This window comes from Spiroplasma endosymbiont of Polydrusus formosus, from assembly GCF_964263245.1.
Classification (GTDB): domain Bacteria; phylum Bacillota_I; class Bacilli_A; order Mycoplasmatales; family Mycoplasmataceae; genus Spiroplasma.
In genome coordinates this window covers 564,834-581,722 of record NZ_OZ181656.1, presented here as the reverse complement: position 1 = coordinate 581,722, position 16,889 = coordinate 564,834, and the positions used below count along the sequence as shown (strand labels likewise).

Below are 16,889 nucleotides of genomic sequence, written 5' to 3'. Positions count from 1 at the left end.
AGGACAAAACAATGAAATTAAACGAGTTAAAGTATACCGATGGAGCGCGTCATAGTAAAAAACGTTTAGGACGCGGAACATCATCGGGGTTAGGAAAAACATCAGGAAAAGGACATAAAGGGCAAAATGCTCGTACCGGTGGCGGTGTTCGCCCTGGTTTTGAAGGGGGACAAACCCCCATCTTCCGTCGTTTACCAAAAGTTGGTTTTACTAACTTAACAACTAAAAAATATGTCTTATTAAATTTAAGTGATTTAGAAAAATTAGGTTTAAATGATATCAATCACCAAACATTAGTTACCAAAAAAGTGCTAAAAAATGAAAAACAATTAATTAAAATCTTAGGTAATGGTACTATATTTAATAGTGTTAATATTAAAGTTAACAAAGTTTCACAAACTGCAAAAACAGCAATTGAAAAAGCTGGAGGAAAAGTGGAGGTAATATAGTGAAAACTAAAGCGAAAAAGAGAAAAGCATCTTACTATAATAGTGAGGTTAATATTGTTAAATCATCAAATTTCTTTGTTAAAAATAAAGATTTGATTAAACGAATTTGTTTTACTTTATTGATTTTAGTCTTAATTCGTTTTGGGAGTTATTTAACAGTGCCGGGGGTCAGAATTTCACCTGATTTTCAAGATTTATCAAACAATGATCAATTCTTTAGTTTGATTTCGATGTTAGGAGGAGGAACCCTTGGGAAGTTTTCAATTTTAGCTTTAGGAGTATCACCCTATATTACTGCTTCAATTATTGTGCAGTTATTGTCAACCGATGTAATTCCGCCCTTATCACGTTGAGCTAAAAGTGGTGAACGTGGGCGCAAAAAATTAGATCGTTTAACAAAATGATTAACAATCCCATTTGCAATTATGCAAGGGATTGCCACAATTTTTACAATGGCAAACCAAGGAATTATTTCACCAAAATGAGATTCATCGGACTTTGGAACAGGAAGCCCTATTTTTTATTACATTTTAATTCCAACAGCATTAATTGCTGGAACAATGTTAATGCTTTGATTAGCTGATCAAATGACAATTAGAGGAATTGGTAATGGTATTTCATTAATTATTTTTGCTGGAATAGTAGCACAATTACCGAATAATTTACAAACAACTTTTAAATTCTGAATTTCAGGACAAGAAGATATTAACTTATTATTTGATGGAATTTTAAAATTCTTAGTTTATGTGGTTATGTTCTTATTAGTTGTTTTGTTTGTAGTGATGTTAAATGAATCAGAACGTAAATTACCAATTCAGCAAACAGGAAGTGGTTTAGCGTCTGGGGATGAAGAGAGTCGCCCGTTCTTACCATTAAAAATTAATTCCTCTGGGGTTATTCCTGTAATTTTTGCTTCGGCGTTAATTTCAGCGCCAATTACAGTGGCGCAGATTATTGGAGTAAGTAATCCAAACAATGGTTTTGTCCGGTTTACAAATAATTATTTATCATTCGGGACATGACCAGGAATTATTATTTATGCTGTTTTAACAATTTTATTTACATTCTTGTATTCACAAGTTCAAATGAATCCAGAAAAAATTGCTGATAATTTCCAAAAATCCGGAACATTTATTCCAGGGGTTCGACCAGGGAAAGAAACCGAAAAATACATTAAGGGGACAATTAACCGTTTAAGTATTTTAGGATCAATCTTCTTAGCAGCAATTGCGATTTTACCATATGTTATTAGTAAATTAACGGCCTTGCCAAGTGCGTTAGCAATTGGAGGAACAGGTTTAATTATTATGGTGTCAGTAGCTCTAGAGACAATGAGTCAAGTTAAAGGAAGAATTACACAACAAGCATTTATTGATAAAAAATTGCAACAATTATCAGATGATACGAATAATTCATATTTATGATAGAAAGCCATAGGAAAATTGATGCGAACTTTTATTTTATTAGGAGCTCCCGGGAGTGGGAAAGGAACCCAATCAGACCATTTGGTTAAAGCATTTGGTTTTACCCATATTTCAACAGGAGATATTATTCGGGATAATATTGCGCAAAAAAACCCTCCGGGAATTTTGTGTCAGCAATATTTGGAACAAGGGAAATTAGTTCCCGATGACATTATTATTAAAATGGTTGAAAATCATTTACAAAAAGTAACTGGGGATTTAATTTGAGATGGTTTTCCTCGGACAATTGCCCAGGCGGAAAAATTAGACCAATTATTACACAATTTAAATAGTAAGGTTGATCATACTTTATATTTTAAAATTGATGAGACAAAATTAGTGGCGCGAATTATGGGCCGTTTAACTTGTTCGACTTGCGGACGAACATATCATAAAACGGCTGTGCCACCAAAAGTAGCTGGCGTTTGTGATGATGATAAAACACCATTAGTTCAACGCAAAGATGATAATAAAGAGAAAATTAAAATCCGATTAGCGGGCTATCATACTGATACAGTACCGTTAATTGAATACTATTTACATCAGCAAGTATTAACCATTATTGATGCCGATATGGAAGGATCTGCTGTTTGAGACCAGATTATGGCAGTATTAAAATAATGGAGATTGGAGGTAATAAATAAAATGGCCAAAACTGATTTAATTGAAGTACAAGGAGTAATTTTAGAAGTATTACCCAATACGAAGTTTAGGGTGCAATTAGAAAATGGCGCAACTATTTTAGCGCACGTTTCGGGTAAAATTCGGATGAATTACATTCGCATTTTACCCAGGGACACAGTAGTTGTTGAAATGTCACCTTATGATTTAGAACGTGGACGGATTGTTTTTAGACATAAATAAAAAAATATATTAATTAAGAAATAAAATAACAAAAAATTTTGGTAAAGGAGAATACACGATGAAAGTAAAATCATCAGTTAAAAAAATCTGCGACAAATGTCATGTAATTAGAAGAAAAGGGCGTGTACTGATAATTTGTCTACAACCAAAACACAAACAACGACAAGGTTAAGAAAAGGAGGAACACAGCATGGCACGTATTGGCGGAGTAGGCATTCCAAATGATAAGCGCGTGGTAATTGCGTTGACATATATTTATGGAGTTGGAAAACCACAATCACAACGAATTTTAAAAGAAGCAAAAATATCAGAAGATATTCGTGTTAAAGATTTATCAGAATATGAATTAACAACTATTAGGAATGAAATTGCCAAATTAAAAACCGAAGGAGACTTACGACGTGAAGTTGCTTTAAATATTAAACGATTAATGGAAATTGGTAGTTATCGCGGAATTCGTCATCGTAAAAGTTTGCCAGCACGCGGACAATCGTCAAAGCAAAATGCTCGAACAGTTAAGGGACCACGAAAAACAGTTGCTAATAAGAAAAAATAGTAGATAAGGATAAGAAATTATGGCTGTTAGAAAAAAAACGAATAAGAAAAAAGTTAAAAAGAATGTTCTAAAAGGGATTGCACATATTCATTCAACTTTTAACAACACCATTGTTACCTTATCTGATGAAGCAGGAAATGTTATTTCTTGATCATCAGCTGGAGCAATGGGATTTAAAGGGAGCAAGAAATCAACTCCTTATGCTGCCCAGATGGTTGCTGAAGCAGCCGGTAAAGCAAGTCAAGAACATGGTATGAGTATTGTTCAAGTTGAAGTAAAAGGACCAGGACCAGGCCGCGATGCTGCCGTGCGTAGTATTCAAGCAATTGGATTAGAAATCACTTCAATTAAAGATGTAACACCAATTCCTCATAATGGGGCGCGTCCTCCCAAAAAACCAAGAGGATAGGAGAAATATTAGGCGATGAAACAATTTATTAGACCAGAATTTAAATTACAGGTAGAAGATAAAGCAAATAATTACGGAAAATTTTTAGTTGAACCGTTAGAACGAGGATTTGGTGTGACATTAGGAAATGCGTTACGACGCACATTATTATCAGCAACACCAGGAGCCGCTGTTTTTGCTGTTCGAATTAAAGGTGCCTTGCATGAATTTACCGCTATTCCCGGTGTTGTTGAACATGTTACAAAAATAATTTTAAATGTTAAAAACTTAGTATTAAAAATTAATCAAAATATTATTCCTGATGGTGAATCAGTAATCTTAAAAGTTGTTTCGACAAAAGAAGGCGAAATTTACGCTAAAGATTTAGTTGTGTCAACAGGGGTAGAAGTTATTAACGGTGATTTATTATTAGCAACTATTGCTAAAGGTGGGGAGTTAGAATTAGAACTGCACGCTCGCAATTCCCGAGGTTATAAATCATTTACGGATAATAAAAAAGAGAAAAAATATGCGGACTTAATTGTAATTGATTCAAATTATTGTCCAATTCAACGTGTTATATATAATGTTGAACCAACTAAAGTTGGAAAAAACGCTGATTTAGAAAAATTAGAATTAGAAATTCAAACAGATAGTTCAATTACGCCTGTTAATGCCGTTGCAATAGCTGCAAAAGTTATTACTGAGCATTTAGAATTCTTTGTTAACTTAAACGAATCAATTAAAGTAACACAAATTATTTCATCTGAAGTAGATGATGAAGAAGATGAATTAGATCGTAGCATTGATGAGTTAGATTTTACGCAACGTTCACAAAATTGCTTAAAAAGAGCAAAAATTGATACCTTACGCGATTTAGTTTTTAAATCAGAAGATGAAATTCAAGATATTAGAAATTTAGGAAAAAAATCATTAACAGAAATTAAAGAAAAAGTGATCAAATTAGGTTTACAATTTCGACGTGATTAAGAGAGGTGAAAGACGATGTCATACCAACAAAAAAGAGGAAAAAATACGGCGTGAAGAAATGGTTTAATACGTAATTTAGCAACAGAGTTAATTATTAATGAACGATTAGAAGTAACAGAAACACGAGCTAAAAAGTTACGTCAACATGTTGATAAATTAGTAACCTTAGGGAAACGGCAAGATTTACATGCTCGTCGTCGTGCTGCTAGTTTTTTACGTGATATTGATGCGAATGAAAAAGAAACCGCTTTACAAAAATTATTTAATGGTATTGCCAAAAAATATAAAACACGGAATGGTGGCTATACCCGCATTTTAAAACTAGATAATCGCAAAGGAGATAATGCTCCAATGGTGATTATTGAATTAGTTTAACAAAAAACTAACGGTAACAACTGTTAGTTTTTATTTTTTTATTTGATAAAATAAAAATTGAAAGGAAGTTAACGATGATTACAATTAAAACTGATCAGGAAATAAGTTATATGCGTAAAGCATGTGCAACATTGAAACAAATTCATCAGGAATTAAGAGCAATGATTAAACCAGGGATGACAGGGGAAATGTTAACTCAACGCGCGGAAGAAATTATTTTAGAAAATGATTGTCAACCTAATTTTAAGGGGTTGTATGGTTTTCCGGCTGCGATTTGTGTATCTTTAAACGAAGTGTTAGTGCACGGCATCCCGAATAATAAGCCGTTTGTGGCAGGGGATATTGTTTCTGTTGATGCAGGTTGTTCGTATCAAGGGTATCATAGCGATGGTGCTTTTACCGTCATTGTTGGTAAACCGCATAGTGCTGAACATCAGAAGTTATTAACAGTAACTGAAAAAGCCTTGACAAAAGCGATTGAAATTTTAAAACCAGGGGTTCGGATCGGGGATATTGGAGCGACAATTCAAACATATGTTGAAGGAGTTTTTTTTTTCTTACCAACCGAATTTACCGGTCACGGTATTGGTCTAGCCTTACATGAAGAACCAATGATTCCCAATGTGGGAACAGTGGGAATGGGTATGCGTTTACAAGCTGGAATGACAATTTGTATTGAACCAATGGTCCAAATCGGGACAAAAGATATTAAAATGTTAGCTGATAATTGAACCCCAGTTTCAGCGATTGGATTATGTAGTGCGCATTTTGAACACACGATTTTAATTACCCCAACTGGTTCGGAAGTTCTAACTTAAGCGAATTTTAAAACCAAATAATTTATTAATTTTCAATTTATTAAGAAATTATTGTGTATGATAAAACAATAGCGTTTGATATCCAAAATAAAAGGAGACATTATGCGATTTAAACAATGAAATCATTGATGCTTTATCAATTGTTGTTAACTGTGATTTTGCTTACGGGCGCGGAAAAGCACTATGTGTTAAATTAAAATAAATTATTCCACACCAAAATTTTGAAGTTCCAATTAAAGCATCAATTAATCATAATGTGATTGTTTGGGAAAATATTAAAGCAATGCGAAAAAATATTTTAGCAAAATATTATATGGTTGGCAATTTTTTATAAACCTAAATTGTAAATATATTTGGACACGTTATTGAATGTTTTGTATTAAATCCAATGAATTTTTATAATTTAATAATTTTCTTGGTATTAAATTTATTTTCAATGCTATTTTATTTAAATAATCTTGAGAAAATATTAATAAATCTATTCATTTTGGTAAACTTCGTATCAAAATTCCATTATTATTTTTGTTTAATTCTCTTTGGCCAGAACAATTAGCATCAGCAAAATAAACTTTTATTTTATAAATATTTTCAAGTTTTTTCACCTAATAAATTCTTTATCACGATCAAATGTAATTATTTTTATTGTGCCAGATGGTTTTTTTAAAATAAATTTTATTATACTTTCTATGACATCTTTGCTTTTGCTATTATTTAGTTACTAGCTATATTGATTTTTTAGATCATATATTAGTTAAGGTTATAATTGTTGTTTTATGGTTTTTACCAACTATAGTATTTCTTTCCAGATGACCAGAGACATTCATGCTTTAATATTTGAAAATTCAATATTACATTCAATAATTGTTTGACAATTATTAACTTTTCTGTGGTTTTCTGTTTTATTATGTGGTTTATGTTTACCTTTTCTTAATAAATTTTTTAATTAAAATTATAACGAGAAAAGTTAAAAATATTATATATAAGGTATTTGAACAGATAAAATTTTTGTCAATATTTCTTATTATATTTGTAATAATATCTGGTGAAGTAGTGTTAATAATTAACTAAATAATTAATAATTTCGAGGTAAATTTTATTTAATGTTTTTTGTTTGCAACCGGTTTTTTTGTTTTTATTACTATTTTCATAAATTTCAATTGGGTTTTAACCAGCAGCTAACATTTTATAAATTATATGGACAGTTTTTTTACTTTGATTTATTTCAATAAGCTGTTTTTCTAATTTAATAATTAAAATTTTGATATTATTGAATTGAAATTAATTTTTTATTGTGATTTTTTGATACACCGTGTTATTTATCCTTTTTTAAATTTGGATTTTAACACAATATTTTTATTTGTTTAACTGTCCCATTTAATTTTAGAATTCAGGTATTAAAAAAGAATTAAAATGTTATAATGATTATAAGTGCCCAATTAAGAGAAGGGGGATTACTATGTTTTTATCATTTCTGATCATAGCACAAAATAATCAAACAAAATTAATGAAGACTTTAATTTCAATCAATGAACAAACCGGTAATGATTATGAAATTATTATTGTTGAAGATAGTGGTTTTCAACAAAGATCACCACTCTTAGAATTTATTAATGAATTTTTCTATAAATTAGGGAAACAAATCCAAGTAATTACAAATTTGCGCAGTCAAGGTTTTTCATATGGCATTAATACCGCCATTGCTGCTGCCAAAGGGGAATTTTTCATGATTGTTAACGAAGGACAAACAATTAATAAAACAGCGAGTACTATTTTAAAAAAAAAGGTTGCAACATATCAAGTGAAACATAAAAAAATTGATATGGTTGAATTTCGTATTAATTATTCTAATTCAAAAGAAACAAGTGAAATTTTTAATAAATGTGATGTTTTATTATCTCCCAAAACAAACAAGGAAGTGTTAGCGTATACTGATTGTACTATTTTTAACAAGATTTTTCGGCGTAAACTTATTTTACAAAAAAATGTAAATTTACTGGATTATCGCCGTACTGATGCTTACTTTATTTATAAAGCCTTGGTTTATACGAGTGGTTTTTTAGCAATTAAAAATGTTTTGGTTGATTATGATTTATGCGTTGTTACCTATAGTGTTTTTGATTTAATTAAACAATGAATTTATATTTTTAATTTATATCGTGATTTAAACTTATACCGGGAATATAAAGATGAATTAGAATATGCCTTTCTTCGCTTTTGTTTAGTAACATTTTTAGGGATTGTTAGTTTACAAAAAAATAAAAGATTGTCAATTAAAGCTATTAATAGTGCCGAGAATAAGTTAAAGCGTCGTTATAAGAGTTTTTTAAAAAATAAATATATTAAAGATATCAAAGAGCCCCATTTTAAAAAAATTGTTGCGGATATTAAAGGATATATTAAAAATTGAAAATTGGAAAACACAAAATAAATTATGAAAACATTATAAAATAACAAAAATTGTTCATAAGTTGATAAGAAAGGTTTATCTGTGACGATGATAAAAAATAATAAGAAGGAAGACTATCAAATTCATCAATTAGTCCGGCCAATGTTGGTTATTTTTGTTCGTTTTTTAGATATTATTTTAGCGAGTTTAATTCCCTTAACGTTAACTTTGACCATGAAATATTGAGATCAAAAACAAACAATTTGAGCGTCAATAGTAATTATTATTATTACCTTTTTGTTTTTTTTCTTATATTTTGTTATTATTCCTTATTTTTGAGATGGAAAGACAATTGGTAAGTTTTTTTGTCAAATTAAATTAGTTACGAACGCCGCGAAATTAAAATTAGGCGTTATTTTCACCCGTGAATTATTTATTATTTTTTTGCCATGATTTGTTGTTTTACTGACAAATTTAACTTTAAATCTAATTTTTAAAGTTAGTTTAAGCAATCTGTTTGGAACAAGTAATAAAAATTCAATCGCATTAATTATTATTCGTATCGTTACAACCATTTATTTTTTATGATATTTGGGATTAATCTTTGGTTTAGTCTTAAATCCTAATCATCAAATTTTATTTGATCAACATTTTCATTTATTTAATGTGAAGAGAAAACCTGTTGTGAAAAAACACCCCAAAGCCATCAAAGAATTAATTACAAGAAAAACTAAACATGTTCATTTATCAGATAATCAACCAGGGAATATTATGGATGAAATTTTAAAAGAAATTAATGAATTATAAGGTAAAATATAATTGTTTTAGAGATAGGGAAAGAGAAGAGAAATATTATGACAAATGAATTTATTGAAAGTTTAAATTCGAATCAACGCGAAGCTGTTTTAGCAATTAATGGCCCAGTGCGGATTATTGCGGGAGCTGGTAGTGGTAAAACTCTGGTTATTATTAATAAAATTGCATATTTAATCCGCTATTCTAATTTAGAACCAAGACGGATTTGCGCTGTTACATTCACTAACAAAGCAACGAATGAAATGAAAAAAAGAATTGTTGATTTAATTGGCGATAGTGGACAACGTTGTATGATCGCAACTTATCATGCCTTATGTGTGCGGATTTTACGGGAAGATATTATTCATTTAAATTATGATCGCCAGTTTAATATTATTGACATGGCAGATCAAGAAAGTATTTTACGTAATATTTATAAAACATTTAATGTTAAGTATGATGCCCAAGAAGCAAAAAAAGTTAAAAACTTTATTTCTAATTGAAAAAATAATTTTATTAGTCCGCTGAATGTCAAAGTTATAGCTGTTGGTGATGAAAAACGATGAGCGGATGTTTGTCAACTTTATGAAAACCGTTTGCGGGAAATAAATAGTGTTGACTTTAATGATTTAATTTTATTAACGCATAAATTATTTAAAAATAATTTAGAAGTGTTACAAAAATGACAAAAGCGATTTGATTATTTTTTAGTTGATGAGTTTCAAGATACCAATGAATTACAATTTGATATTATTAAATGATTAGTTGGAGATAACCATAATATTACTGTTGTTGGGGATCCAGATCAAACAATTTATTCATGACGTGGAGCAAAAATTGATTTAATTTTAAATTTTGACAAGTATTTTAGTTCTACTCAAACTATTGTGTTAGACCAAAATTATCGTTCAACACAAAATATTCTATCTTTATCTAACAAATTGATTGAACATAGCAAAAAGCGGATTAAAAAGAATTTGTTTACTGTTCAAGCAACCGGGCAATTACCAATTTTATATCACGGGATTAATAGTAGTGATGAAAGTGATTTTATTGCGCGGAAAATTAAGGATTTAATTAAAACGGAAGATCATCATTATAATGATTTCTTAATTTTATATAGGTCTAATTATTTATCACGGGATTTAGAAATTTCTCTGGCGGACTACGGGATTTCATATCTTATTTTTGGATCTTTTAAGTTTTATGAACGAAAAGAAATAAAAGATGCCCTTGCTTTTTTAAAAATAATTATTAATAATGATCCGTTAGCAATCGAACGGGTTTTATCATTGACACCCCAAATTGGCCCAAAAGCAATTGAACAAATTATGCAAATTTTAAAAGAGCAGCAAATAACGTTTACAACCTTATTAACTGAAAAATTTGCTTTGTTATCAGTAATATTACAACATAGTTTAATTAAATTACAAGCAGCGTTTTTAACTGCTCTTGTTAAATTACCAACAGTCAAAACAGTGGAAAGTCTTTTAACCTTGCTCTTAGATAAAACAGGTTATTTAAAACGCTTACGGGATAATTTTGAAGAAGAACGCGAAGAAAATATTTTAGAATTAATTGCTTCAGTTACTAAATTTGATAATCAAAATAATAATTTAAACGGTGTTGAATTATTAAGCGAATTTTTGCATCTGATTTCATTGCAAACAGATAGTGATAGTGATAATTTAACGGATAATACTGTTTCCTTAATGACAATTCATAACGCCAAAGGATTAGAGAAAAAAGTTGTTTTTATTGTTGGATTAAATGAAGGAATTTTTCCAACCACACAAGCCATCAAAGGGGGGTATGAACTGATAGAAGAAGAACGCCGAGCCTTATATGTTGCGATTACAAGAACAAAAGAATTGTTGTTTTTAAGTTATGCTGATGGATATTCATTTGTCACCGGAAATGAAAGGTTTGAATCGCGTTTTATTAAAGAATTAAATGATGATTTTTATGAAAAAGTCAATAGTGAAAGGTTATTAATGAAAGAAAAACCAAGCAATATTTTTCATAACAACCACAATGATAAACAGGCCCGAACAATTTTTAATCTTAACAAAAATGTTGAAATATCTTTTAAACCTAACCCGTGAAAAGTAGATGATATAGTTAGTCATGAATTATTTGGGATTGGGGTTATTGTTAAAATTATTACTCAAAATGTTCAAATTGTTTTTTCAAGTCCGTTTAATGTCAAAATTATTTCAGCGGACAGTCAAGCGATTAAAAAGTTATAATAAATAACAACAGGAAAATTAATGAAAATTAAAAAATATAAATAATTAGAAAATATAGCAGGATGTGGAGTTGGAAAAATTTCACGTTATTTTAGTGGAGACTCAATTAGCACTGAAATGTAGTAAATAATTAAGACCATCTTAAACCAAAATGATTTTCTCTTAAAAAATAATTATTGTCGGGCTAATGTAAATTTATTAATTTTTGATAAAATAACAACATAAAATTTTAATATTATTCAATTTTTAACAAGCCAATTTACTAGTAATAATATTATAATAAAAACTTATTTTGGTTAATGATGATAGAAGCACTATTGGCAACTAAACTACAAATGTTAGCCCAACAATCAACCGCAAAAATAATTATTTTTAATAGTTATGATGAAGATGTTAAAAATTTGTTTGATTAATATGAAGTACAAGATAATATTATGCTTTTTAGCTACCAAAACCAAAAGCTGCCGTACTTATATTTTAATTTTGAAAAAATAATATGTATTAGTTAGTAATGAAAGTGGCCTAACATAGTAAAGATATTTTATATTTATCATTAGGGAATGAATTAAAATAATTATATCGTGGTTATTTTAAATAAAGCAATGTTTTAAATTTAACTTCCAATTATTTTTTTGTCTTAGTGGTGAATAATTTTGAAACTTATCTAACAAAATTAACAAATCTGATTATTGATAATAATCTTAAAACTATCATTTGTGTAAATAAAGATAGTTATTTTATAATTAAAAATTCAAAAAATATGTCAGCGGAAATTATTGATGTTAATTTTAATACAATCAATATTAATAGTTATTTAAATTTATAACTAGCAATTAATGTTAATTTTAAGTGATTTATTAATTAATTAACGCTTTTTAATAGCAGACCCTTTATTTACCCTACAACACAATAAGAGATTATGGTTGAAATTATTATTTAAAAATGTAAAAAATTGTTAAGATATAATATATTTATTTTTATTTTTTTTGATATAATGAATGAGTATATTTTAAAGGAGGAAAAATAATGGCATCATTTAAAGCTGTTATTGCTGATCCAGTTGGAATGCATGCGCGTCCAACAGCATTAATTGTCGGAGAAGCAGGCAAACATCAGTCAGATATTACTATTTCATCAGGAGGAAAGACTGGTAATTTAAAATCAATTATGACTATTATTGCATTAGGAATTCATCAAGGAGCAGAAGTAGAAATCGTTGCAACTGGTGAAGATGAAGACGCGGCAATTGTTGGAATTGAAAAAGCAATGAAGGACAACAATGTTATTTAGGTTATTTTATTAAATATACAAAAATTGAAAAATAATAGATATATCTATTATTTTTCAATTTTTGTATATTTTTGATATTGTTGGTTTCTTGTTATTTTAGGCAAAAATTATTATATAATATTCAAGAGGTGTATGAAATGGTAATTATTGCAATTGAAACAAGTTGTGATGAAACTAGTGTTGCTATTTTTAAAAATGGAAAAATTTTAGCAAATATTATTTCATCGCAAATTAAAGAACACACGAAATATGGGGGTGTTGTCCCTGAGCTTGCTTCGCGATTGCATTTAAAAAATTTTTCATATGTCTTATCGGAAGCTTTGGAAAAAGCTAATATTAAGATAATAGAATTGCAATACATCGCATACACAGCAAAACCAGGTTTAATTGGAGCTTTACATATTGGGAAAATAATAGCTGAAACTTTAGCTAATTATTTAAATATTCCAATTTTACCTTTAAACCATTTATATGGTCACATCTATGCTAGCGCAATCGATAACGATTTCTTATTCCCTCTTTTAGCAGCTCTAGTTAGTGGTGGCCATACACAGTTAATATTAATGAAAAAACATTTGGATTTTGAAATTTTAGGGTCAACATTGGATGATGCAATTGGTGAATGTTATGATAAGGTTGCTCGGATGCTAGATTTAGGATACCCCGGCGGTCCGATTATTGATAAGTTAGCATCAGCAGGTGAGTTAGGACAATATCACTTTCCGCTGCCATTAAATGACAATAGTTATAATTTCTCTTTTAGTGGATTAAAATCAGCAGTCGCTAATTTAATTGTAAAAGAACAACTTAATACTAAAATTAAACTGTCTAATTTTTGTGCAACATTTCAAAAAACGTGTGTTGATATTATTATGCGGAAAACAAAATTAGCAATTAAAAACTTTCAACCCCAAAAGGTTACGTTAGTTGGTGGGGTTTCAGCCAATAGCGCATTACGAACAGCAATTTTAAATTTGGCAACTACAAATTTAAAGGTAATTATTCCAGAATTAGAATATTGTACGGATAATGCTGCGATGATTGCTCGTTTAGCAGCACAAGAAATACTGGAAAATAACATAAAAGAAGGAGATTAGATAAAAATTACATTATTTTTATAAAAATTAGAAACATTCGATTTAAATAATTTTACTAAAAAATTAATATAAGGTCGTATAAATAATTATAGGGTAATTTATAAAATTTAAGAAATTAGAACGCTTTAAGAATTTCACTTATATTTTTGTTTTAAATCAAACTATTTTATTGTCAATATTTATCTCTTATATTTTTCATTTTTAGTATTTTTACACACTAAAAAATATCTTTTATTTAATTTACATTTTTAAAAGTAATAAATTAAAAACTAAATACTTAAAATTTGAACTTTAATAACTTCAACTAAATTATTTTTATTAATTACAATATTTTTCATTTTTTTATTATTTTTCATATTAGTTTCACCATTAGTTTTAATCATTGAAGCAGTTAATAAATTATTAAAAGTTCTTTTATTATATATTTTGCTTCATCTATCTTTAACACATTTTACTTTATGTGAAATATCACCCTCTATATGACAACCAATATTATTATAAATAATTTAATCACGAATACCTTTTTCATTATTTTTAATATATTTAATTGTTTTTAATAAATAGCTTCGTTTGTTTCCGATAATATATCGGTAAGAGATAATTTAATAAATCTAATATTTCATCATATTTGCCATTATAAAAATATTGTTTTGCTACATTATATTTTATTTATTGCATTTTATTTCTCTTTCGATATGATAATAAATGTTCAAATTTTTTAATTAAATGATACTTATCTAATCCTATTTTTTCAAATTAATTATTTTTTTCATTAATTTTTTTAATTTGTTTTTCACCATCACTTAATATTAATATTTTAGTATCTTCATTAATATCATAAGTATCAATTAATTTAGAAATTTTATCAATAAAATTAATAATATTATTTTTGTCATTTTTATTAGCAGTTTTATTTATCATTTCAAAACATCCTTTTTTATTTTTAATTACTGGATTAGCAACCATTTTTATGACACTTTTTATATGGACTGTTGTTTTTCTAAATTCAACAGGTATTAAATAATTTAAACTACCATGAATTCGAATATTGTTATATCAATGCACAAAGTTAAATAATTTGTATTTTAATTGGGTTAAATTTATAAATTTTTGCCTCTTGATAAATTATGTTTTAAAACTTTTGTAAGTTGTTTCAGACATAACATTATCATAAGGACAGCCTTTATTGCTTAATGATCGTTTGATGTTAAAAGTATTTAAGGTATTATCAATGATTTTATTTTTAAATTAATTACCCCAGTTAGTATGAAATAACGTAATTTGTTTTAATGGTCTTGTAATTGAATAAAAGGTTTCTTTCACTAGTTGTATTGTTTTATTTGTTCGAGAACTATAGCCAATTATTTCACGATTAAACAAGTCAATTAATAAACAAAAGATAATGTAATTTAGCACCACCTTGAACATATGTTAAATCACTAACAACAACTTCATTGGGTTGTGTGTTATTATTAATTATTAAATTAACAGTTTAAAACGTTGCTCATTTCGACGTTATTAACCACCAACTTATAATTACAATATTTTAATTTGGTGCATTTAGATACTAACTGATTTTTAATCATAATTTGGTGAATTTTTCTTCGCGATAAGATAATATCTTTCTGATTTAAAAAGCTTTAATTTTACAAGATCCATAAATTTTACGATTAACATTAAATGCGCTGATAACTTTTTGTTCATAATTATTAACATCAACCATAGCCACATTTATTAATTTGATAGTAATATGTTGATTTTACTATCTTTAATTTTGATCTATTTGACCAATTTTTCGCATGGAACATTTTTCTTTATTATTGTTAATAATTTCTATTTTTTTATTAATTATCAGCACTGCTTGCTTTAAAAGGTTGTTTTTCATTTATAATTATATTAATTATTTTCGCAAGGCAATCTCACAAAGTTCATTTTCTTCAACAGTGTGATTATTTTTCGCTTTAAAAAATCCAGAATTATGAAATTTTTCAATTAACTGATATATAGTTGATTTTGACACCTTATATTATTTAAAAATTTCAAGAATTGTTTTGCCATTTTGATAAAGTAAAACAATTTGTTTTTTAAATTCATATATCGATGAATTTCTTCCCTATTTTTATATTCCTACTTTCTTCATAATTATATTTTATTTGAAAGTCCACATAAATATGATCCAACTTATTGGAACCTATTTAATATTTATATTGTTTGTTTATGATAGAGATTGAAATAAATATATTATTAATACTTTTTACTTACTTTTACTTTAATTTATTTATTAACAAATATATTAATTTTGTTATTAACTAATTATTTATGAGAGAGAGTGAGAGAAATATTAATATTTTCTTTTTTATTTTTTTATATCTCTGTATTTTAAATAAATATATTAAATATATAGTAAAAATAAATTTTTGAACATTAAAAATATGCAAAATAATAAAAAAAATGGCACACTTAAAAATACTATTAAGTTTTCAAAGAACAGTTAGTTATTAAACAAAATATTAAATTAACTAAAATAATATAAAAAACTAGTGTGCCATTAAGTTTTTAAAATTGTTTTGAAATAGCGGAAGGATAATACCTTAATTTAATAAATATATTATTAAAATTAACTAAAACAAGGAAGTGAAAATGCTTAGATCTAATTAAAAATATATTGTCTTTTCACTATTTCAAATATTTTTTGTTAAAAACAAAAAATATTACTTTTATGTAAGTGGTGTTGCTTTTTCATTAATTAATTTCTAACTTTTATATTTTTTCCCTAATTTTATTTATACGACCAATTATAAATTATTAAATATATTAAAAAATATGAAAGAAGTAATAATAATTAACATTTAATTTTTAACATAAAAAGTCAATAATGATTATAGTGCAATTTATGGTTTGTTGCAAAAAATGCAAATTAATTGTTATTATAATTTTAGTTTTGATTGCTGTGGATATTGAAATTAAATCATTAGATTTTGAAAATATGGAAAGTATAATGAAAAAACTTATTTTGATATTATTAATCAAAAAGATACGGTGATTGATAACGAAATAATTAATCAAACAATTAAAATTCGATTAAAAAGGTGTGTTCGCATTTTTGTCATTGGGATGGGTTCAATAAATGCTTTATCGCAAACATTAGCGTTATAATTATATCGTTTTT

General features: G+C 27.5%; 18 protein-coding genes and 1 pseudogene. 16 read left to right on the top strand and 3 right to left on the bottom strand.

What is annotated here, in order from left to right:
- The first annotated feature begins 11 nt into the window (after positions 1-11).
- From rplO to ACE38S_RS03050, 11 genes and pseudogenes are all read left to right on the top strand, one after another.
- Positions 12-449, top strand: a complete 438-nt coding sequence (rplO, locus tag ACE38S_RS03100; protein ID WP_374696346.1) for a 50S ribosomal protein L15 — start codon at positions 12-14, stop codon at positions 447-449.
- A complete protein-coding gene (gene secY, locus ACE38S_RS03095) occupies positions 449-1,876 on the top strand; it encodes a preprotein translocase subunit SecY (protein ID WP_374696345.1) in 1,428 nt (475 codons plus the stop codon). The genes rplO and secY overlap by 1 nt, the downstream gene beginning before the upstream one ends.
- Before the next feature lie 18 nt (positions 1,877-1,894).
- Positions 1,895-2,533, top strand: coding sequence for an adenylate kinase family protein (locus ACE38S_RS03090; protein ID WP_374696344.1), 639 nt, complete (start codon positions 1,895-1,897; stop codon positions 2,531-2,533).
- A 24-nt stretch (positions 2,534-2,557) separates the two neighbouring features.
- Positions 2,558-2,776, top strand: coding sequence for a translation initiation factor IF-1 (gene infA / locus ACE38S_RS03085; protein ID WP_374696343.1), 219 nt, complete (start codon positions 2,558-2,560; stop codon positions 2,774-2,776).
- Between the two features lie 58 nt (positions 2,777-2,834).
- Positions 2,835-2,948, top strand: a complete 114-nt coding sequence (rpmJ, locus tag ACE38S_RS03080; protein ID WP_374696342.1) for a 50S ribosomal protein L36 — start codon at positions 2,835-2,837, stop codon at positions 2,946-2,948.
- An 18-nt stretch (positions 2,949-2,966) separates the two neighbouring features.
- Entirely contained in the window at positions 2,967-3,332 is a 366-nt protein-coding gene (gene rpsM, locus ACE38S_RS03075) for a 30S ribosomal protein S13 (protein WP_374696341.1), read from the top strand.
- A 19-nt stretch (positions 3,333-3,351) separates the two neighbouring features.
- Positions 3,352-3,741: a 30S ribosomal protein S11 gene (gene rpsK / locus ACE38S_RS03070; RefSeq protein WP_374696340.1), complete on the top strand. Its 390-nt coding sequence runs from the start codon at positions 3,352-3,354 to the stop codon at positions 3,739-3,741.
- Positions 3,742-3,756: 15 nt separating this feature from the next.
- Complete coding sequence (locus ACE38S_RS03065) at positions 3,757-4,710, top strand: DNA-directed RNA polymerase subunit alpha (protein WP_374696339.1); 954 nt, start codon at positions 3,757-3,759, stop codon at positions 4,708-4,710.
- A 15-nt stretch (positions 4,711-4,725) separates the two neighbouring features.
- Positions 4,726-5,085, top strand: coding sequence for a 50S ribosomal protein L17 (gene rplQ, locus ACE38S_RS03060; protein WP_374696338.1), 360 nt, complete (start codon positions 4,726-4,728; stop codon positions 5,083-5,085).
- Positions 5,086-5,159: 74 nt separating this feature from the next.
- Positions 5,160-5,903, top strand: coding sequence for a type I methionyl aminopeptidase (map, locus tag ACE38S_RS03055; protein ID WP_374696337.1), 744 nt, complete (start codon positions 5,160-5,162; stop codon positions 5,901-5,903).
- Between the two features lie 109 nt (positions 5,904-6,012).
- Positions 6,013-6,216: pseudogene (locus ACE38S_RS03050) on the top strand (elongation factor 4); the annotation flags it as partial.
- A 49-nt stretch (positions 6,217-6,265) separates the two neighbouring features.
- Here the strand turns inward: ACE38S_RS03050 and ACE38S_RS03045 are convergent.
- Positions 6,266-6,505, bottom strand: a complete 240-nt coding sequence (locus ACE38S_RS03045; RefSeq protein ID WP_374696336.1) for a hypothetical protein — start codon at positions 6,503-6,505, stop codon at positions 6,266-6,268.
- Between the two features lie 854 nt (positions 6,506-7,359).
- Here ACE38S_RS03045 and ACE38S_RS03040 point away from each other — a divergent pair.
- The 5 genes from ACE38S_RS03040 (at position 7,360) to tsaD (ending at position 13,720) form a co-directional block, all read left to right on the top strand.
- The gene (locus ACE38S_RS03040) at positions 7,360-8,331 is read left to right on the top strand and encodes a glycosyltransferase family 2 protein (RefSeq protein ID WP_374696335.1); all 972 of its coding nucleotides are present in this window, start codon (positions 7,360-7,362) and stop codon (positions 8,329-8,331) included.
- A gap of 66 nt (positions 8,332-8,397) precedes the next feature.
- On the top strand, positions 8,398-9,096 hold the full coding sequence (locus ACE38S_RS03035; protein WP_374696334.1) for an RDD family protein: 699 nt from the start codon (positions 8,398-8,400) through the stop codon (positions 9,094-9,096).
- Between the two features lie 47 nt (positions 9,097-9,143).
- On the top strand, positions 9,144-11,333 hold the full coding sequence (locus ACE38S_RS03030; RefSeq protein WP_374696333.1) for an ATP-dependent helicase: 2,190 nt from the start codon (positions 9,144-9,146) through the stop codon (positions 11,331-11,333).
- Positions 11,334-12,359: 1,026 nt separating this feature from the next.
- Positions 12,360-12,623 (top strand): HPr family phosphocarrier protein, encoded by a 264-nt coding sequence (locus ACE38S_RS03025; protein WP_374696332.1) that lies wholly within the window; start codon positions 12,360-12,362, stop codon positions 12,621-12,623.
- Positions 12,624-12,760: 137 nt separating this feature from the next.
- Positions 12,761-13,720 carry a tRNA (adenosine(37)-N6)-threonylcarbamoyltransferase complex transferase subunit TsaD gene (tsaD, locus tag ACE38S_RS03020; RefSeq protein ID WP_374696331.1) on the top strand — a complete coding sequence of 320 codons (960 nt, stop codon included), beginning with the start codon at positions 12,761-12,763 and terminating at the stop codon, positions 13,718-13,720.
- Positions 13,721-14,476: 756 nt separating this feature from the next.
- Here tsaD and ACE38S_RS03015 read toward each other — a convergent pair.
- Positions 14,477-14,842 carry an IS3 family transposase gene (locus tag ACE38S_RS03015; protein WP_374697119.1) on the bottom strand — a complete coding sequence of 122 codons (366 nt, stop codon included), beginning with the start codon at positions 14,840-14,842 and terminating at the stop codon, positions 14,477-14,479.
- 126 nt (positions 14,843-14,968) lie between these two features.
- Positions 14,969-15,136, bottom strand: a complete 168-nt coding sequence (locus tag ACE38S_RS03010) for a hypothetical protein (protein ID WP_374696330.1) — start codon at positions 15,134-15,136, stop codon at positions 14,969-14,971.
- Between the last annotated feature and the right edge of the window lie 1,753 nt (positions 15,137-16,889).